The sequence below is a fragment of the Staphylococcus americanisciuri genome, from assembly GCF_024814435.1.
Classification (GTDB): Bacteria; Bacillota; Bacilli; order Staphylococcales; family Staphylococcaceae; genus Staphylococcus; species Staphylococcus americanisciuri.
Genome location: NZ_JANUXY010000004.1, coordinates 99,680 through 118,860 on the forward strand (window position 1 = coordinate 99,680; position 19,181 = coordinate 118,860).

Genomic DNA, 19,181 nt, shown 5'->3' on the forward strand with positions numbered 1-19,181 from the left:
ATAAAAATATTTTAAATGTGATTTCACTTTGTAACATTATAACAAGAGAAAATCAAAATCTGCTATCAGATATTAAATAAATATAAATCATATAATAAAAAACATCAGATCATACATTTACACAAATGGTGTTGAAAATATGTTGACAAATTCTTGAATTGAAATACAATATTTTATGTAAGCGCATACAATTTATGGAGTAATAAACTATAAATAATTTGGCAGGGATTAATATGATTGAATTAGAAAACATTTGTAAAACATATGGAGAAGGTAATACAGAAATTCAAGTATTAAAGGGCATTACGCTCACTGTGTCTGAAGGAGAATTTATCTCAATCATGGGAACATCTGGTTGTGGTAAATCTACGCTGATTAATATTATAGGGTTGTTAGATAGTGACTTCAAAGGCAAGTATCAGCTAAAAGGTGAATCAATTTTAAAGCTAGATGAACAAACGTTGGCGTCGTATCGCAATGAGTATATCGGTTTCATCTTTCAAAATTTCAACTTGATTGATGAATACACAGTACGTGAAAATATTTTATTACCGTTTCTTTATTCAGATCAATCTCATGATGAATCTTATATTAATAATCTTGTTAAGGAGTTAGGTTTAGAAGATAAAATGGATGATTATCCATGCAATCTTTCTGGTGGACAAAAACAACGTGTAGCAATCATCAGAGCAATGGCACATAAACCTCAATTTTTAATTGCTGATGAGCCAACAGGTTCTTTAGATGAAACAAGTAGAAATGAAATTTTAAGAATATTAAAAAATCTGAATCAAGATGGTACGACAATTATTGTTGTGACACACGATATATTTGTCGCACGTTTTAGTGACAAATTATATGAAATGCGAAATGGTTACTTAACGTTAAAGGGAGATTATAGCGATGAAATATAAAAAACTCACGATGGATGCATTTAAATTATTGTTGAGAAACAAGCGTCAGAGTATCTTAACATCGTTAGCAATAGCTATTGCGACATTTGTTGTGTTAATTGTATTATCAAGTTCTTTTTATACGACATCTTCACTGAATGATGATTTACAAGTGGATGAAGCCGTGATGACATTGACATATACTCCTGAAAATATGTTAGATGTTGCTGGATTTACAAACTCAGACAAAGAACTGGTTGAAAGGGAATTAGGACAACATGTCACCTTAAAGTCCAGTTCATACGGTTTATACACAGCTGTTTATTATAAAAATGCTAAACAGAACTTGAGTTTTCGAACAATTCAGGATTTAAAAGACAACAATATTGAATTACCGTCGTTATTAAAAGGGAAGCATCTCGAAAAAGTATCAAATGGTATTGCGATAAGTGATAAAGCCTTATCATCATTAACACGTCAAACTGATGTTGAAAAATATCTTGGTTCTGAACTTATCATTTTGGGAAAAACATACAAAATTTGTTCGATTTATTATGGCTCTGAAGTTAACGAAATGTTGCCGTCACTTATTGTTTCTGATAAAACAAAAAACAGGTTATTAAATGGTAAAAGTTATTATGATGAGATGATATTGCCGACGAATCATTTAAAAGATGTAAATAAAGCATTAGCTGTTTTAGATGCTAAGGGGACATATCGAGAGAATGGTAGCTATGGTTTTAATGATAAAAAGCGACTATATAATGAAACGGAAGATCAAGCAACAACCATACTAAATTTTATTGCTGTCCTTTCCAGTATTTCAATATTTGTTGCCGGATTTGGTGTAATGAATGCCATGTTATCATCAGTAAGTGAACGTAGTAAAGAAATTGCGATTAGAAGAGCACTAGGCGCCAAAAAAGCAGATATTCACTTTGCGTACATGATGGAAGGGACTATTTTGTCAACAATTGGTGGTATGATTGGTAGCTTCTCTGCAATTTGTTTAGTTGTATTAATGAATATGACAGGTCTAGTCGCTAAATTATCTGTAGGCCAAGTATTGATTACACTAGGTGCAACGATAATATTTGGTATTGTGTTCAGTATCATTCCAGCGATGGTTGCAGCAAATAAAAATGTAGTGGATGGTTTGAGATGATAGAAAACATTAAATTAAATAAATTGGAAATACTCATTATGATATTAGCTACAGCATTTTTGTCACTATTGTTTTTCACTGGGCACACTACTTTATTACATGAAATATAAAATAGGTAAAATTTTCTTACATGTGATAGTACATGCATTATGGAATAATATTTTAAGTTATATGTAAAGGAGACCTTATGAAACTTACTAAGCTAGAACTCATTATGATTTTAATATTAGCCATTGAATTTACAGTATGTCTTATTATAATGGAGCATTTAACAATATTTCAGTATATGATTTTTGTGCAAATTATTCCATCGTTTATATCGGCTATCGTTATTGGTAATGTGGCAGCACGTAGCAAATATAAGTGGTTAATCATTCCGTTGTTTTCCATTGTTTTTGTGATAGTTATATTTTTAATATTGCAAATCACTCCTATATCTACAATAGAAAACAATACTGTCCAATCTAAAACATCAGTTATTTTATTTAACAGAAATATGAAATTTAGTACATATTTTGGTTTGTTTTTCCAAGAGTTTATATTGAGTACATTTATTGTATTGATAATCGGTGTATTTAGGAAAATTAAGGGAGGCAAATTTTAACAAATCTACATCTTTTATGGTGGGATGGCATGATGCGTCATTCTGCCTTTTTTAGTCGCTAAATGAAGATAGCTATTTCAGTTCAATTGGAACTATAAATAAAACTAGGTACTTATCATTATCTTTCCGCCACAAAAGCTGAACATCCTAAAAAGGCAACGACTATTCTACATTAAGTAGTGCCGTTGCCTTAAAATATATTTTTAAATTTTGCGTCGTAACCACCAGCGATAAACAAAGGCGCTGATAAGTCCAAAGACTGTCATTACAAGATAGATACGCCAATATGGCAATGCATAATGAACAATAGCTGTTTGTTCACCTTTGTTAATAGGGATTGCTGTTTGAATACCATTAGCTTTTAAAACAGGTCTTTCTTTACCATCTACTTCAGCTTTTAAACCATCACGATATGGAATTGGTAGCACAAGATATGATTTTTTTGTTGGTTTCATATCAATGCGGAAAGATTGTCTTGTTTTTGTGACTTTAACAGGTGTCACTTCTTGCGCTGCTTTCTTAAGCGTTGAATAATCTTCGCCGTAAATATGCTTGATACTCACACGATAGATACCTTTTTTCAGTTTCAATTGCATGGGTTCATTGGCAGGTACGCGCACTGTAACTGGTGTGACAAAGCGTTTGTATTTGTATGTGAGACCTGTGCGACGCTGATGGAAGTCATCTACTTTCAAATAGTGTCGCTGATTAGGTGATAATAACTCAACGTCCATTTCTAAATAATAATCTTTATAATGTTCATTGCGAGGCATTGAAATATCCAAGCCACCCAAATTTTTTGTGACTTTCAATTTATTACCAGTTTGTTTGGCATTGCGAGGTGTAATCGTTGCAGTTTTAAGTAAATCTGGATTTGTTTTAAAGGCTGTATTGCCTTTTTTACCATCGATGACCACACCTTGCAACATCGCATGTTCACGGTCTAATGGTGATTTCAAATCAGATGGCGTATATACCTTAGACGTAAGATGTGCAGCAGGGTAGTGAATCGTATTGCGACTATGCGACCAAGTTCTGTCGCTCTCTTTAATCTGTTTTTCACGAATCATACCATATGGAATAGACGGGTCATCGCCTTTTTTGATACGATCTGAAACGCCCCATAACGCATACATATTGGCACGATTTCCGAGTAAACGATACGTACTATTACTATCAAATTCCATATTAATCTGCATAAGGTTATCATAGTAATCTAAGATACTGCCGTCAAAAATACTTGAATACAGTGCAACGCCATTGAAGTGATAAATCATATTAGAATTGATTGCATACGTACTCATGTAGTCAATGCGTTCTAATGGTGATTGACGTTCAGTAATTTCATCAATGACCTGTTGTAGAATATGACTATGATATTTTGGAGCATGCAGTGTGGACATATCCGTTTCATGCTTTAACATGTTGTTTGTATGATAATTTAATAGCAAAACGAACTGTTGAATGATAAACAAACCAACAATAAGATGTATCATTTTTTTTGAAAGATTTTTTTGATGATAGATATAAAATGCAGCGATTGCTAAAATCAGTCCACTAACAACCATCCACCACATACGTCCTGAAGATAGGATAACTGTTGCTATAGCTAATGGAATGAGTGGTAACAGCGATATTAAATAGTCACGCCATGTCAGTTCAGTTAGATGTTTCAACCACAGTGCCATCAGCACACTTGTTGATAAGACTAACAAATAGCCCCAACGCCTTTGTGGATATGAAAACCCGTTAAATAAGCTATCGAAATATGGTGTAAGTGCACCGACTAATAAAATCCATGTGAAAACCGCAAATAATCGATAATAATAGTGACGGTAGAGTTTAAAAGAAAAAAGCGCCACTAAAGCAATAAATGTAATGGTGAAATAAAAACCATTTGAAAAGATATGATATTTAGGCGTGAAATCTATGAATGGTGCGATTTCATAATCACTCAGTTTACGATCATTATTTAAAAATGAGCGCACACCTGTTAGAAAACCAAATGAAGCAAGACAGAAACTGCTAAGTACTGCAGGAATAAGTAACCACAGTTTTTTCCAGCGAGTCACAATGTCATCTGGATGTGTGAATATCATACGATAAATTAAATAACCACCTAATGTGAGTGTTTCATAGTAACTAAAATAAAAGTTAGAAAATAATGTCAGTGCAATAGCAATAATAAATAAACCTATTTTACGTGTTTTAAAGAAACGTTCCATACCCCAAATGGAAAGTGGTAGGAACAGCAAAATGTCTCCAAAAAATGACCACGTAAAGTTGAAGTAATAAAATATTGTTGATGTACTATACAACATCGCACCTAAAAATCGATACGGGTTTTTGAGATCAAACATTTTGAACATGCCATATGTCACTAAGAATGTAAGGACACATTTAAAATAGGCAACGATCATTTGGTTTGCTGGCCAGAAGTTAATAGTGGATGGATCAATATGACCGAATGTTTCAAATAGTTTAATACATAAGAAGTTAGCATACATAATAGGGGAAGTTGTGTAGTAATAAGATAGGTCTGTCAAGTAATCCCCGCCTAACCCTAGTGCAATGTCGTAATAGGATGATAGGTTAGACATGCGATCGTATAGGAACATTTGGAACGGCATCATTTGTTTGAAACCGTCCCCTGCTCCACTGTAAATCACACCGTGTGCAAAATAGCGATAAAAAACTGGCACATATACAATGGCAGCTACTAATAGCGCTACACACAGTAACTTAAACCATTTAAGGTAGGGATATTGCTTTTTCAATTTCATTCACTCTTTCTTCATTCGATTGAAACTTATACATTTTTTGTCAAAATATATTTAGAAAGCACATAAGTAATTGGTATTGTAACAACGAGCCCAACAAAAGGTGCAATGGATTCGTTGAAATGCAGAAAATCAACAAATAGATAAATAAGCAATGTCTGAACACCCATATTCACCACTTGTGTTAATGGAAACGCCAAAAACTTTTTAAGTGTTGGTTTTACTTTATAGACGAAGTAACAATTCAAATAATATGAGATGATAAACGCCACAACAAAGCCAACTAGATGACTGATTAAATATTGAATATGAAATAAGTGTAATAAGATTAAATATACGATGTAGTAGTTAACGGTATTCAAACCACCAACAATAATAAAGCGGATAATTTCATAAAGACGATCAGATCGCATCATCAGAGTCCTACTTTCTTTTAATATTAAATATAGGGTTGTTAAAAAAATCATAGTGACAACCTGCTACTGATAAAATATAACACAAATCATGCAAAAAAGCGTCGAAAATTAATATTAATAAGGAATGAATGTTGGTGTAAACGTTTTTATAAAATAGTCATTGAGTTGGATAAAGAATTGGATAAACTACTTTGGCAGAGGGTTTATTAAAGGTTTCATAACGAATTTACAATTAATGTTTTATCTCTTTGATGTAATGAAGAGGAATTTGAAAAAGTGAATATTACTTTATAAGTAAAACTGAAGTGAACTGCACAGGTAATTGTGTATGTTACTTCAGTTTTTTGGTTCAGAAGGATTGTTCTTATTTTGATAATAGTCCTTTAATATATCAATAAAAGTTATAATATGTGCTTTTTGATTATTTTGGTGTCGACAAAGAACACAGGGGATTTGCACGGTTGGTTTGAAAGGTATCCACTTGAATTCGTGGTTATAATCATTCAGTAACCCTGGGACAAGGCATATACCACGGTGTGCAGCAATATTTGTCAATGTCGTCTCATGATTAGCACTCGTTATGCTTTTGAGTTGCAATTGTGTGATAAGTTGTTGCTGAAGTTGTCTGAGCTCTTTTGGACTACCACCTCCAACTAGCAATGTCCGGTCTTTTAGGTGTTTGCTAGTAACTGCTGTTAATTGTGACAATACATCATGATGATTGACAACGAGATAAATATGGCTGTCGTATAAATGAATTTGTTGCGTGTCTTTTTGTGGTGTAATAGATGATTGAATAGCATAAAATAAATCATATTTTCCTTGTAAAAATTGTTGATATTGATTTGGTTGAGAATCAATAGTAACTTCTACGAAAATATTTGGATAAAGCTTGTTAAAAGTTTCAATTGCTTCAGGCAGGTAATGAATAGCTGTACGAAAGGGCACACAAATTCTTACAACATCATCATAAGTTCTATTGAGGTTTCGACAATCTTCAATAATTGCTTTTAATTCTTGTTGTAGTAGCGTAATACGTTCACAAAATGTTTGTCCGGCTAAAGTTAATACAACACCTTTGGCTGACCGTTCGAAAATAGTAAATCCAACTTCTGTTTCTAAACGTTTTATTTGATACGAGAGCGCAGGTTGTGTAATAAAAAAGTTTTCAGCAGCACGATTAAAGTTTTTAGTTTTTGCTAATTCTAGTGTGTATTCAATCTGTTTTGAATTCATTATAAACGCTCCAATAAAATATTTTTATTGCTGATAGAAAATATCAATTAGATTTTTTTATATAACCATCATACAATAAATATATAGATTTAGGAAATAACATTATTTGGAAGGAGTAAGTATAATGAAAATATTGATTATTGGTGCAACAGGCTCATTGGGACAAAAAGTAAGAAAAACAATACTTGAACAAACAGACTGGCAACTCACGTTATTTTCAAGAAGTGCAAATCGTTTGAAGGATATACATTCTAGAGAAACCGTCATTAATGGTGACGTATTGAATAAAGAAGGTTTAAAAAAGGCGATAAGTGGTCAAGATGCTGTTTTTGTTGCACTATCGGGACAACTTGAAAGAATGGCTCAAACAATTGTAGAAGTGATGAATGCATCAAATGTAAACCGCATTATTTTTATAACATCAATGGGTATATATAATGAAATTCCTGATCACTTAGGAAGTAGCGGTAATTTGCAGACGAACCCATATCTTCAATCTTATCGTCAAGCAGCGGATGTCATTGAAGCAAGTAATCTAGCATATACAATTATTCGACCGGGTTGGTTTGATAATGGTAGTAATCAATATACGATTTCTCGTAAAGGTCAACTGTTTGAAGGACATGATGTTTCTCGTCAAGCTATTGCGAACTTTGTACTTGAATTACTTGAACAACCTGATTTGTATGTGAAAGAAAGCGTTGGTATTCATCGACCAGAATAAATGGCTCAAGGTGATAAAATGAAAAAAGACAAACAAGTCCTTAAAGAAATATATGATGAATTTTATAGATGTATGACGCAAAAAGATACGAAGAGGTTAGCTCAAATATTATCCCAAGACTTCTATTTAGTCCATATGACAGGTTATACACAAGTAAAGCACGAATGGTTAACAGCTATTGACAATGAACAAATGCGTTATTATTCAGCACGTGAGGAAGGTCTGAATATTTCGGTGGATGGACAAAGTGCCACGGTAGATTCTAGAAACTTAGTAGATGCGCGTATCTATGGTATTCGTCACACTTGGTCACTACGGTTAGAGTTACATTTAGAAAACAGAAATGAACAATGGCTGATTATTGATACAATAGCATCCACATATTAAAAAATATTAGCTGACAAAACTATGATTGCAAGAATGCGTAGTTAAGTCAGCTTTTTTATTTAATCTATGAACAAAGGACGGCTATCCGCCAATAAATGCCATGTTATCTTATCTTAATTTTGATTGCTGATTATGATAGAAACACAACAATTCAAAGCATAAAATCGTGTTATAATGAGGCTGGGATATTAATAGAAAATCCTATTTAAAGTGAGAAAATGTGATGTAGAGGGTAGTGACTGACTGCGGTGATAACGCATCATTTCAGGCTGTTTTCACTCCTGCTCCCAGAAAGGAAAGAAAAATATGGCAACGATACAATGGTTCCCTGGACATATGGCAAAAGCCAGACGAGAAGTAACTGAACAACTGAAAAAAGTCGATGTTGTATTTGAACTTGTGGATGCGCGTATTCCATACAGTTCACGTAACCCGATGATTGATGAAGTGATACAACAAAAACCACGAGTTGTAATTTTTAATAAAAAAGATATGGCGAATGATCAAGAAATGGCAAAGTGGTTTGCTTATTTTAAAGAAAAAGGTGCACTTCCTGTTGCGGTTGATGCAAAACACGGCAAAGGTTTGAAAGGTGTTGAAGTGGCTGCGATTGAAGTAACGAAAGAAAAGTTCGAACGTGAAAAAGCGAAAGGTCTGAAACCACGTGCAATTCGTGCAATGATTGTGGGGATTCCAAATGTTGGAAAGTCAACGCTAATTAATAAGCTTGCCAATCGTTCAATTGCACAAACTGGTAACAAGCCAGGAGTTACAAAGCAACAACAATGGATTAAAGTTGGGGAATCATTGCAGTTGCTTGATACACCTGGGATTTTATGGCCGAAGTTTGAGGATCAACAAGTGGGTATCAAGTTGAGTTTAACGGGTGCGATTAAAGATAGCATTGTGCATTTAGATGAAGTTGCAATTTACGCTTTAACTTTCCTTATTAAACATGATTATGATAATTTAATACGACACTACAAAATCGATGTACCACAAGATGCGGAAAACCTAAAATGGTTTGATGCGATTGGACGTAAACGTGGCTTGTTACAACGTGGGAATGAAGTGGATTATGAAGCGGTCATCGAACTAATTATTAACGATATTCGCAATGCAAAAATTGGTTCATATTGTTTTGATTTATACGACGCAATGCAGGATGAACATAATGACGATGCCTAAGAAGACGATACAACAGATAAAGGAACTACTTGCTGAAGTCAAGACGCTTCAAGCGCTTGATCAACATCCTGATCGATTAGATACACGTAAAGGCGTACAAACCGCGTTTCGTTCACGCCGCAAACAACTCGAGAAACAGGCACAGTTGTTGAAACAATATGTTGAGATGTCACGTTATGAGCAAGAGATTCTCGATGAACAACCTGATGCTTTAATTTGTGGTATTGATGAAGTTGGACGTGGTCCATTAGCGGGTCCAGTTGTAGCAAGTGCAGTTATCCTTGAGCCCAATCATCAACATATTGGGATAAACGATTCAAAGCAATTGAATGTTGCAAAACGTGAAGCGCTCAATCAATCACTCAAAGATAATGTTCGTGCATGGGCAATTGGTATTGCATCTGTTGAAGAAATTGATGCCTACAATATTTATGAAGCAACCAAATTGGCAATGTATCGTGCGATTGAAAATTTGTCCGTACAACCAACACACTATCTAATTGATGCGATGACACTTGAAAAAATTACGGCACCACAACAAAATATTATCAAAGGCGATGCCAATAGTGTCTCAATTGCAGCTGCGAGTATAATTGCCAAAGTATATCGTGATGATTTAATGGCACAATATGCAGGACAATATCCGGGTTATGATTTTGAACATAATGCTGGCTATGGTACAGCAAAACATTTAGCTGGTTTGGCACAACAAGGTGTATGTCCTATTCATCGTCTGTCATTCGAACCGATTAAGTCACAATATAAATAAGTGTGATATCTATTTAGAAACAGTGAAAGTCGAGAATAGTTAAAAGCGCTTGAGGTTGTCAATTGCGTTGAATGATAAAAAGTTCAGCAAGGGCAAAAGCTACATTATCACAACAATTGCAAGCATATTACTAGATAATGTGACATATTAAATTGTTTTCAAATTATCTATTTTATGTTTAACTAATAGTGTACATTCCAAACAGAAGGGATATCTTAAATTATGGATGAAACATTACAAAAGCTGTATTCTGTCTTAGTACACTTTGAAGAAAAAGAAACTGAGATAACAGAAGATGAAGCTACTCTAGCTAAAATCAAACAAGAAATTGAACAGAACTTAAATGTATCAGTTGAAGAATTATCACAACTAGATCTTATCCGTGTGTTAAAAGATCATAACTTTGTGGTAGAGTCAGCAGAAGATGATCAAAAGATTGTCAGTGTACCAATGGATGACGACACACAAGTTACTTTCCAAACTGATAAATAATACATGATGAAAAAAGCAATGTCTTTGTTATTGTTATCGATAGCAAAGGCGTTGTTTTTTTACTTAAGGACATGAGTGAATAGTATATTTAACTTTTTGTAGCTTCCAAATTTCTATAAATGTATTTAAAATGCAATTCAATCATATGAAAGTAGTATCTATCAGTTTACAATAGCGCTTACATTTTTTATAATTGTAGTTGAACTTAACCTTAAGAAACAGGAGGATGGAGTATGAATATCCATGAGTATCAAGGAAAAGCAATCTTTCGCTCAATGGGCGTAGCAGTACCAGAGGGGCGTGTTGCTTTCTCGGCTGAAGAAGCTGTTGAAAAGGCAAAAGAATTAGACACAGATGTTTATGTTGTTAAAGCACAAATCCATGCAGGGGGACGCGGTAAAGCTGGCGGTGTAAAAATTGCGAAGTCTTTATCAGAAGTTGAAGCGTACGCAAATGAATTGTTAGGCAAAGTATTAGTTACACACCAAACGGGTCCTGAAGGTAAAGAAGTGAAGCGTCTTTACATTGAAGAAGGTGCGGACATCAAGAAAGAGTACTACATTGGTTTTGTTATTGATCGTGCAACTGACCGTGTGACATTGATGGCGTCAGAAGAAGGGGGCACTGAGATCGAGGAAGTAGCGGCAACAAGCCCTGAAAAAATCTTCAAAGAAACAATCGATCCAGTAGTGGGTCTTGCGCCATATCAAGCACGCCGTATTGCGTTTAACATTAACATTCCAAAAGAATCTGTTAACAAAGCAGTTAAATTCTTAATGGCATTATATAATGTATTTATGGAGAAAGACTGTTCTATTGTTGAGATTAACCCACTTGTATTAACTGGTGAAGGTGATGTCTTAGCTTTAGACTCAAAAATCAACTTTGACGACAATGCATTATTCCGTCATAAAGACATCCAAGAATTACGCGATTTAGACGAAGAAGATCCAAAAGAAATCGAAGCCTCAAAATATGACCTTTCTTATATCGCTTTAGATGGTAACATTGGTTGTATGGTTAACGGTGCGGGTCTTGCGATGGCAACAATGGATACAATCAACCACTTTAATGGTACACCAGCGAACTTCCTCGATGTAGGAGGCGGTGCAACAAAAGAAAAAGTAACTGAAGCTTTCAAGATTATCTTAGGTGACGACAACGTAAAAGGTATTTTCGTTAATATCTTTGGTGGTATTATGCGTTGTGATGTCATTGCTGAAGGTATCGTAGCGGCAGTGAAAGAAGTGGACTTAACATTACCGTTAGTTGTACGTTTGGAAGGTACGAACGTTGCGCAAGGTAAACAAATCTTAGAAGAGTCAGGTTTAGCGATTGAGCCAGCTAGCACAATGGCTGAAGGTGCACAAAAAATTGTTAAACTGGTAAACGAAGCGTAGGAAAGGATGGGACAACTAAAATGAGTGTATTTGTAGATAAAAATACGAAAGTTATCGTACAAGGTATTACGGGATCAACTGCCCTTTTCCATACAAAACAAATGTTAGAATATGGTACGCAAATCGTAGCGGGTGTAACACCTGGTAAAGGTGGTCAAGTCGTTGAAGGGATTCCTGTATTCAATACAGTGGAAGAAGCGAAAAATGAGACTGGTGCGACGGTATCTGTTATTTACGTGCCAGCGCCATTTGCGGCAGATGCGATTTTAGAATGTGCGGATGCTGAGCTTGATTTAGCAATTTGTATCACTGAGCATATTCCAGTTGTAGATATGGTCAAAGTGAAGCGATACTTAGAAGGCAAAAAGACACGTTTAATCGGACCAAACTGTCCAGGTGTCATCACTTCAGATGAAACTAAAATTGGTATTATGCCAGGTTACATCCATAAAAAAGGTCATGTAGGTGTAGTATCACGTTCTGGTACTTTAACGTATGAAGCGGTACATCAATTAACTGAAGAAGGCATTGGTCAATCAACAGCCGTTGGTATCGGTGGTGACCCAGTTAATGGTACGAACTTTATCGATGTATTAGAAGCATTTAATAATGATGAAGATACAAAAGCAGTTGTTATGATTGGTGAAATCGGTGGTACAGCTGAAGAAGAAGCTGCTGAATGGATTAAAGCGAACATGACAAAGCCAGTTGTTGGTTTTATCGGTGGTCAAACGGCTCCTCCTGGAAAACGTATGGGTCACGCAGGTGCCATCATCTCAGGTGGTAAAGGTACAGCGGCTGAAAAAATCAAAAATTTAAACAGCTGTGGCATTAAAACAGCAGCAACGCCTTCTGAAATTGGTGCAACTTTAATTGAAGCTGCCAAAGAAGCAGGCATTTATGAAGAACTTTTGACAGTTGGAAAATAATTGAACAATAAAAAGACATTGGTTAAGACACGGACTCGTTCTGTGTTAAGACTAAAGTCTCAGGTAGATCGAGGGAGTGGAATCACATTTTTTAAAAAGATTTCATTCTCTCTCTAGTAATGTTGAGTAGGCTTGAAACTTTGCTTTTAAGTCTGCTCAGTTATTGCTGTCTACGGTTATTTTTTTCTTCTATATCATTTCTTACCTCTAATTATTCCTTTTACTTTTTATGTAATGGAGGTCGTTATTATGGTACACACTTTAACGACACGTCAATTCCTCTTACTCCTACGCTATAGTGGATTTACAACACGCCAGATTTACAATTATTGTCCCAATATGATGACATACAATGGTACAAAACAGGCATTATCAGAGCGATTATCATATGACTTGTCACAGTTTAATGATGTACGATTGCAAGCAAAGTTGCAAAGATTCAACAATTTGGACTTGAATGCTATTGAACAACAGCTGTCTATGCAGCAAATTGAAGCAATCAGCATTGATTCCCCAGACTACCCTCCGTTGCTTAAGCATATTTATGATCCTCCTACCATTCTCTTTTGTCGTGGTAACTTACAGCTTTTACAACACACGCATACATTAGGTATCGTCGGTTCTCGTCAACATACACATTATACGAATAAAGCCTTAAAGATGCTTTTCCCATATTTTGCCAAAGCACGCCTGACCATTATTTCAGGACTAGCTAATGGTGCAGATACTATTGCGCATCAGTATGCCATTCAATTTGGTTGTGCGACCATTGCTGTATTAGGGTTTGGTCATCTACATCATTATCCCAAACAAACACGAGTATTACGTCGACATATTGATAGTCATTTTCTTAGTATTAGTGAATATCCACCACATACACGGCCTGCAAAGTTTCGTTTTCCTGAACGCAATCGCTTGATTAGTGGTTTATCTCGAGGTGTTTTGATTACAGAAGCAAAAGAGCGCAGCGGTGCTCTCATCACGGTAGATCAAGCGCTCGATCAAAACCGCAATGTCTATGTTTTGCCAGGTGATATGTTTAATAGCTATACAAAAGGGAACATGCTGAGAGTTCAAGAAGGGGCAGAAGTTGTATTATCAGAAACAGATATTTTGAAAGATTATTGTTAATAATTTATGAATTCCCCTATGAAATAATGATAAAAGATTGACAAACATAAATTTTAGCGTTTATCATTTAAATTTGTAATCAGAATTTGCAAGGGGGGATCTGCATTGGCAGAGAATCTTGTCATTGTTGAATCGCCTGCAAAAGCTAAAACGATTGAAAAATATTTAGGAAAAAAATATAAAGTCATTGCCTCAATGGGCCACGTGAGAGATTTACCACGTAGTCAAATGGGTGTAGATGTAGAAGATAATTATGAACCTAAATATATTACAATTCGAGGTAAAGGCCCTGTCGTCAAAGAATTAAAAAGACATGCAAAAAAAGCAAAAAAAGTTTTTCTTGCAAGTGACCCTGACCGTGAAGGTGAAGCAATTGCATGGCATTTGGCAAACATACTAGAGCTAGAAGATAAAACAGATAATAGAGTAGTATTCAACGAAATTACAAAAGATGCAGTAAAGGCAAGCTTTAAAAATCCACGCGGTATCGAAATGGAATTGGTCGATGCGCAACAAGCACGTCGTATTTTAGATAGATTAGTTGGTTATAACATTTCGCCAGTATTATGGAAAAAAGTAAAAAAAGGGTTGTCAGCGGGGCGTGTGCAATCCGTTGCTTTGCGATTAGTTATTGACCGAGAAAATGAAATAAGAAACTTTAAACCAGAAGAATATTGGACAATTGAAGGTGCATTTCGCTATCAAAAATCTAAATTCACGGCAAAGTTTCTTCATTATAAGGGCAAGCCGTTTAAATTAACGAATAAAGATGATGTGAAGATAATTACGGATGCGTTAGATGGCGATCGTTTCGAAGTGACTAAGGTTAATAAGAAAGAACGCACACGTAAACCAGCAAATCCATTCACAACGTCAACGCTACAACAAGAAGCTGCACGTAAGCTGAACTTCAAGGCGCGCAAAACGATGATGATTGCGCAACAGTTATACGAAGGGATTGACTTAAAGCGTGGCGGTACGGTTGGTTTGATTACGTATATGAGAACGGACTCTACACGTATTTCAAAAGACGCACAAGCGGAAGCAAAAGGGTATATTGAAAGTAATTACGGTAAAGAATATATTTCAAAAACAGTGAATAAAGGTAAACAAGGCGATCAAGATGCGCATGAAGCCATTCGTCCAACAAGTACTTTGCGAACACCAGATGATGTGAAAGCATATTTAACACGCGATCAATTCAGACTGTACAAATTGATTTGGGAGCGTTTTGTGGCGAGTCAAATGGCACCAGCTATTCTTGATACAGTTGCGGTGGACTTAGAACAAGGTGATATTAAGTTCCGTGCAAATGGTCAAACAATCAAGTTCAAAGGTTTTATGACATTGTATGTTGAAGCGAACGATGATGCGACTAAAGAAAAAGAGAATCGTTTACCAAAGCTTGAAGAAGGTAACGAAGTCATCGCGACGAACATCGATCCAGCACAACACTTTACACAGCCACCACCTCGCTATACTGAGGCACGCTTGGTTAAAACTTTAGAAGAGTTGAAAATTGGGCGACCTTCAACTTACGCACCAACGATTGATACGATTCAAAAGCGTAACTATGTGAAAAGTGAAAGTAAGCGTTTTGTTCCAACTGAGTTAGGTGAGATTGTTCACGAACAAGTCAAAGAGTATTTCCCAGAGATTATTGATGTGGATTTTACTGTAAACATGGAGACATTGCTCGATAAAATTGCAGATGGTGATATTGGCTGGCGTAAAGTTGTTGGCGACTTTTACAACAGTTTCAAACAAGATGTCGCACGTGCAGAGTCTGAGATGGAGAAAGTTGAAATCAAGGATGAGCCTGCGGGAGAAGATTGTGAGAAATGTGGACATCCGATGGTTATTAAAATGGGGCGCTATGGTAAGTTTATGGCGTGCTCCAACTTCCCAGATTGTCGCAATACGAAAGCGATTGTTAAGCCGATTGGTGTGACATGTCCGACATGTAAAGAAGGCGATGTTGTCGAACGTAAGTCTAAGAAGAATCGCTTATTCTATGGATGTTCTAATTATCCGAGCTGTGATTTTGTTTCATGGGATAAACCAATTGGACGTGATTGCCCGAAATGCCATCATTATTTAGCAGAACATAAAAAAGGACGTACTACACAAGTAGTTTGTTCTAACTGTGATTATAAAGAAGAAGCTGTGAAATAACAGCGCACGAAGGAGGTCGTAATAGTGACAACAGTGAATATTATTGGCGCAGGTCTGGCGGGGTCAGAAGCTGCTTATCAACTGGCACAACGCGGTATTAAAGTGAACTTATATGAAATGCGACCTGTCAAGCAAACACCTGCACACCATACGGATAAGTTTGCTGAATTAGTATGCTCGAACTCTTTACGAGGTAATGCTTTGACTAATGCAGTAGGTGTGTTAAAAGAAGAAATGCGTCGTTTAGATTCACTTATTATTGCGGCAGCGGATAAGGCACGTGTACCTGCAGGTGGTGCCTTAGCTGTTGATCGTCATGATTTTGCAGGTTACATTACTGACACATTAACAAATCATCCGAATGTAACAGTTAAAAATGAAGAAATTACAAAGATTCCAGATGGACCAACGATCATTGCGACGGGTCCTCTAACAACAGAGGGTTTAGCAGAAGAGATTGTAACTTTAACGGGTGCAGATCAGTTATATTTTTATGACGCAGCAGCACCGATTATTGAAAAAGATTCTATTGATATGGACAAGGTCTATCTCAAATCACGTTATGATAAAGGTGAAGCAGCGTACTTGAACTGTCCGATGACAAAAGAAGAATTTGAACGCTTTTATGAAGCGACACTTGCGGCTGAAGCAGCACCGATGAAAGATTTTGAGAAAGAAAAATATTTCGAAGGCTGTATGCCGTTTGAAGTGATGGCGAGTCGTGGACCTAAGACGTTGTTGTTTGGACCGATGAAGCCGGTGGGACTTGAAGACCCTAAGACTGGTAAGCGCCCATACGCGGTTGTGCAATTGCGACAAGATGATGCGGCTGGAACGCTGTATAATATTGTAGGGTTCCAAACACGATTGAAGTGGGGCGAACAAAAAGAAGTATTGCGCCTAATTCCCGGCTTAGAAAATGTAGATATTGTTCGATATGGTGTGATGCATCGTAATACTTTCATTAATTCTCCGGGGGTTTTATCTGAAACATATGAATTCAAGGCGCGACCTAACTTATTTTTCGCAGGTCAAATGACAGGCGTAGAAGGGTACGTTGAGAGTGCAGCAAGCGGTATGATTGCGGGTATTAACTTAGCGCATCGTATGTTAGAAAAGGGAGATGTGATTTTCCCTCGTGAAACGATGATGGGTAGTATGGCTTATTATATTTCACATGCAGAAAATAATAAAAACTTCCAGCCGATGAATGCGAACTTTGGACTTGTACCGGCGTTACCTGAGCGAATTAAAGATAAGAAAGCTCGATATGAAGCACTTGCAAATCGTGCTTTGACATATCTTGATAGCTTTAAACAAACACTACAATAACCGAAAAAATATTAAGCGAAAGTAGTAAAATTTAGATAACTGTGAATATTTAATGGTTTATCTATGCAGTACCCCTTATCATTGTGCTACAATGCAAATGATGGAGGGGTTTTTACTTTGGAACAAATCCAACAACAATTTATTAATATGCTCAAATATGAGCGCCTATTCTCAGAACACACACTGAAGGCATATCATGATGACCTCGTTCAGTTTAACCGCTTTTTGGTTCAAGAGCAGCTGACTTTACGATTATTCAGTTACCAAGAAGCAAGAGGATATTTACAGATGTTGTATGATATGGGAATGCAACGCACTACGGTTTCACGCAAAATTTCAACATTGCGCAGTTTTTATGCGTATTGGATGACGTTGGAACCTGATATTACGAATCCATTTGTACAGCTCGTTCATCCTAAAAAGGAACGATACTTACCGTCATTTTTTTATGCCGAAGAGATGGATGCATTGTTCAATACAGTCATCCATGATCAAACAAAAGGGATGAGGGACCGCGTAATCCTTGAACTATTGTATGCGACAGGAATACGTGTGTCAGAACTTGTTGGACTGACTAGGTCCGATGTTGATTTATCGATGTCCTTACTCAAAGTCATAGGGAAAGGACAAAAAGAACGCATTGTGCCGTTTGGTGAATTTTGTCGTCAAAGTATCGTTGAATATTTGGCGTCCTTTCCACCGATACAACAGGCAAAGCATGATTACCTGATTGTGAATATGCAAGGTAAGCCAATTACAGAGCGTGGTGTTCGCTATATTTTGAACGATATTGTCAAACGAACAACGGGTGTGACAGCCATCCATCCGCATAAATTGCGTCACACTTTTGCCACGCACCTTCTCGATGCAGGGGCAGATCTCAGAACAGTACAGAGCTTACTGGGACATGTCAACTTATCGACAACAGGACGTTACACACACGTAACAAATCAACAATTGCGCAATGTTTATTTAAATGCACATCCACGTGCGAAAAAAGGAGAGTAAAGCTTTTATGAGTTCATCAATTCATGCAACAACAATTTATGCAGTGCGACATAATGGTGAAGCAGCAATGGCAGGCGATGGGCAAGTGACGCTAGGTCAGCAAGTTATTATGAAACAAACTGCTAAAAAGGTTCGGAAGTTATACAATGGTAAAGTGATTGCTGGCTTTGCAGGAAGTGTTGCTGATGCATTTACATTGTTTGAAAAGTTTGAAACGAAACTGCAACAATATGGCGGTAAGCTTGAAAGAGCAGCTGTTGAACTTGCGAAAGAATGGCGTGGTGATAAACAACTTCGCCAACTTGAAGCTATGTTGATTGTGATGGATGCGGAACATATCTTGGTCGTAAGCGGTACTGGCGAAGTGATTGCACCGGATGATGATTTGATTGCAATTGGTTCGGGTGGCAACTTTGCGCTAAGTGCAGGTCGTGCGCTAAAACGCCATGCCACACACTTGACTGCTAAAGAAATGGCTTACGAAAGTCTTAAAGTCGCTTCAGAGATATGCGTATTTACTAATGATCACATCATAGTAGAAGAATTATAACG

The 19,181-nt window shown here is 36.4% G+C and carries 18 protein-coding genes; 15 read left to right on the forward strand and 3 right to left on the reverse strand.

What is annotated here, in order from left to right:
* Nucleotides 1-233: 233 nt before the first annotated feature.
* The 3 genes from NXS11_RS05000 to NXS11_RS05010 all read left to right on the forward strand — a co-directional run bounded on the left by NXS11_RS05000 (nt 234) and on the right by NXS11_RS05010 (nt 2,662).
* Nucleotides 234-914 (forward strand): ABC transporter ATP-binding protein, encoded by a 681-nt coding sequence (locus tag NXS11_RS05000; RefSeq protein WP_259199515.1) that lies wholly within the window; start codon nt 234-236, stop codon nt 912-914.
* Nucleotides 904-2,058 carry an ABC transporter permease gene (locus NXS11_RS05005; protein WP_259199516.1) on the forward strand — a complete coding sequence of 385 codons (1,155 nt, stop codon included), beginning with the start codon at nt 904-906 and terminating at the stop codon, nt 2,056-2,058. The genes NXS11_RS05000 and NXS11_RS05005 overlap by 11 nt, the downstream gene beginning before the upstream one ends.
* A 187-nt stretch (nt 2,059-2,245) precedes the next feature.
* Nucleotides 2,246-2,662 carry a hypothetical protein gene (locus NXS11_RS05010; RefSeq protein ID WP_259199517.1) on the forward strand — a complete coding sequence of 139 codons (417 nt, stop codon included), beginning with the start codon at nt 2,246-2,248 and terminating at the stop codon, nt 2,660-2,662.
* A 203-nt stretch (nt 2,663-2,865) separates the two neighbouring features.
* Here the strand turns inward: NXS11_RS05010 and NXS11_RS05015 are convergent, their stop codons facing one another.
* The 3 genes from NXS11_RS05015 to NXS11_RS05025 form a co-directional block, all read right to left on the reverse strand.
* Complete coding sequence (locus tag NXS11_RS05015; RefSeq protein WP_259199518.1) at nt 2,866-5,445, reverse strand: YfhO family protein; 2,580 nt, start codon at nt 5,443-5,445, stop codon at nt 2,866-2,868.
* Nucleotides 5,446-5,471: 26 nt separating this feature from the next.
* Nucleotides 5,472-5,858, reverse strand: a complete 387-nt coding sequence (locus tag NXS11_RS05020) for a GtrA family protein (protein WP_259199519.1) — start codon at nt 5,856-5,858, stop codon at nt 5,472-5,474.
* 336 nt (nt 5,859-6,194) lie between these two features.
* Complete coding sequence (locus tag NXS11_RS05025) at nt 6,195-7,094, reverse strand: LysR family transcriptional regulator (RefSeq protein ID WP_259199520.1); 900 nt, start codon at nt 7,092-7,094, stop codon at nt 6,195-6,197.
* Between the two features lie 124 nt (nt 7,095-7,218).
* Between NXS11_RS05025 and NXS11_RS05030 the strand changes: the two genes are divergently transcribed.
* From NXS11_RS05030 to hslV, 12 genes are all read left to right on the forward strand, one after another.
* Nucleotides 7,219-7,818, forward strand: a complete 600-nt coding sequence (locus NXS11_RS05030; RefSeq protein WP_259199522.1) for an NAD(P)H-binding protein — start codon at nt 7,219-7,221, stop codon at nt 7,816-7,818.
* A gap of 18 nt (nt 7,819-7,836) precedes the next feature.
* Nucleotides 7,837-8,205, forward strand: coding sequence for a nuclear transport factor 2 family protein (locus NXS11_RS05035; RefSeq protein WP_259199524.1), 369 nt, complete (start codon nt 7,837-7,839; stop codon nt 8,203-8,205).
* Between the two features lie 306 nt (nt 8,206-8,511).
* Nucleotides 8,512-9,393 carry a ribosome biogenesis GTPase YlqF gene (gene ylqF, locus NXS11_RS05040; protein WP_259199525.1) on the forward strand — a complete coding sequence of 294 codons (882 nt, stop codon included), beginning with the start codon at nt 8,512-8,514 and terminating at the stop codon, nt 9,391-9,393.
* Nucleotides 9,386-10,162, forward strand: coding sequence for a ribonuclease HII (rnhB, locus tag NXS11_RS05045; RefSeq protein ID WP_373319381.1), 777 nt, complete (start codon nt 9,386-9,388; stop codon nt 10,160-10,162). The genes ylqF and rnhB overlap by 8 nt, the downstream gene beginning before the upstream one ends.
* A gap of 222 nt (nt 10,163-10,384) precedes the next feature.
* Entirely contained in the window at nt 10,385-10,654 is a 270-nt protein-coding gene (locus NXS11_RS05050; protein WP_259199530.1) for a hypothetical protein, read from the forward strand.
* A gap of 233 nt (nt 10,655-10,887) precedes the next feature.
* Nucleotides 10,888-12,054, forward strand: coding sequence for an ADP-forming succinate--CoA ligase subunit beta (gene sucC / locus NXS11_RS05055; RefSeq protein WP_259199532.1), 1,167 nt, complete (start codon nt 10,888-10,890; stop codon nt 12,052-12,054).
* Nucleotides 12,055-12,074: 20 nt separating this feature from the next.
* Complete coding sequence (gene sucD / locus NXS11_RS05060; RefSeq protein ID WP_259199533.1) at nt 12,075-12,983, forward strand: succinate--CoA ligase subunit alpha; 909 nt, start codon at nt 12,075-12,077, stop codon at nt 12,981-12,983.
* 249 nt (nt 12,984-13,232) lie between these two features.
* Nucleotides 13,233-14,114 carry a DNA-processing protein DprA gene (gene dprA, locus NXS11_RS05065; protein ID WP_259199534.1) on the forward strand — a complete coding sequence of 294 codons (882 nt, stop codon included), beginning with the start codon at nt 13,233-13,235 and terminating at the stop codon, nt 14,112-14,114.
* Between the two features lie 105 nt (nt 14,115-14,219).
* On the forward strand, nt 14,220-16,289 hold the full coding sequence (gene topA, locus NXS11_RS05070) for a type I DNA topoisomerase (RefSeq protein ID WP_259199536.1): 2,070 nt from the start codon (nt 14,220-14,222) through the stop codon (nt 16,287-16,289).
* A 21-nt stretch (nt 16,290-16,310) separates the two neighbouring features.
* On the forward strand, nt 16,311-17,621 hold the full coding sequence (gene trmFO, locus NXS11_RS05075; RefSeq protein ID WP_259199714.1) for an FADH(2)-oxidizing methylenetetrahydrofolate--tRNA-(uracil(54)-C(5))-methyltransferase TrmFO: 1,311 nt from the start codon (nt 16,311-16,313) through the stop codon (nt 17,619-17,621).
* Nucleotides 17,622-17,738: 117 nt separating this feature from the next.
* Nucleotides 17,739-18,629, forward strand: a complete 891-nt coding sequence (gene xerC, locus NXS11_RS05080) for a tyrosine recombinase XerC (RefSeq protein WP_259199539.1) — start codon at nt 17,739-17,741, stop codon at nt 18,627-18,629.
* 7 nt (nt 18,630-18,636) lie between these two features.
* Nucleotides 18,637-19,179 carry an ATP-dependent protease subunit HslV gene (gene hslV / locus NXS11_RS05085; protein ID WP_259199541.1) on the forward strand — a complete coding sequence of 181 codons (543 nt, stop codon included), beginning with the start codon at nt 18,637-18,639 and terminating at the stop codon, nt 19,177-19,179.
* Nucleotides 19,180-19,181: the final 2 nt, after the last annotated feature.

Coding starts and splice junctions, on each gene's coding strand:
- NXS11_RS05010 (WP_259199517.1), top strand. CDS start 2,246: ATGAAACTTACTAAGCTAGAACTCATTATGATTTTAATATTAGCCATT.
- NXS11_RS05025 (WP_259199520.1), bottom strand. CDS start 7,094: ATGAATTCAAAACAGATTGAATACACACTAGAATTAGCAAAAACTAAA.
- NXS11_RS05005 (WP_259199516.1), top strand. CDS start 904: ATGAAATATAAAAAACTCACGATGGATGCATTTAAATTATTGTTGAGA.
- NXS11_RS05035 (WP_259199524.1), top strand. CDS start 7,837: ATGAAAAAAGACAAACAAGTCCTTAAAGAAATATATGATGAATTTTAT.
- rnhB (WP_373319381.1), top strand. CDS start 9,386: ATGCCTAAGAAGACGATACAACAGATAAAGGAACTACTTGCTGAAGTC.
- hslV (WP_259199541.1), top strand. CDS start 18,637: ATGAGTTCATCAATTCATGCAACAACAATTTATGCAGTGCGACATAAT.
- ylqF (WP_259199525.1), top strand. CDS start 8,512: ATGGCAACGATACAATGGTTCCCTGGACATATGGCAAAAGCCAGACGA.
- sucC (WP_259199532.1), top strand. CDS start 10,888: ATGAATATCCATGAGTATCAAGGAAAAGCAATCTTTCGCTCAATGGGC.
- NXS11_RS05050 (WP_259199530.1), top strand. CDS start 10,385: ATGGATGAAACATTACAAAAGCTGTATTCTGTCTTAGTACACTTTGAA.
- NXS11_RS05030 (WP_259199522.1), top strand. CDS start 7,219: ATGAAAATATTGATTATTGGTGCAACAGGCTCATTGGGACAAAAAGTA.
- NXS11_RS05000 (WP_259199515.1), top strand. CDS start 234: ATGATTGAATTAGAAAACATTTGTAAAACATATGGAGAAGGTAATACA.
- NXS11_RS05020 (WP_259199519.1), bottom strand. CDS start 5,858: ATGATGCGATCTGATCGTCTTTATGAAATTATCCGCTTTATTATTGTT.
- dprA (WP_259199534.1), top strand. CDS start 13,233: ATGGTACACACTTTAACGACACGTCAATTCCTCTTACTCCTACGCTAT.
- NXS11_RS05015 (WP_259199518.1), bottom strand. CDS start 5,445: ATGAAATTGAAAAAGCAATATCCCTACCTTAAATGGTTTAAGTTACTG.
- sucD (WP_259199533.1), top strand. CDS start 12,075: ATGAGTGTATTTGTAGATAAAAATACGAAAGTTATCGTACAAGGTATT.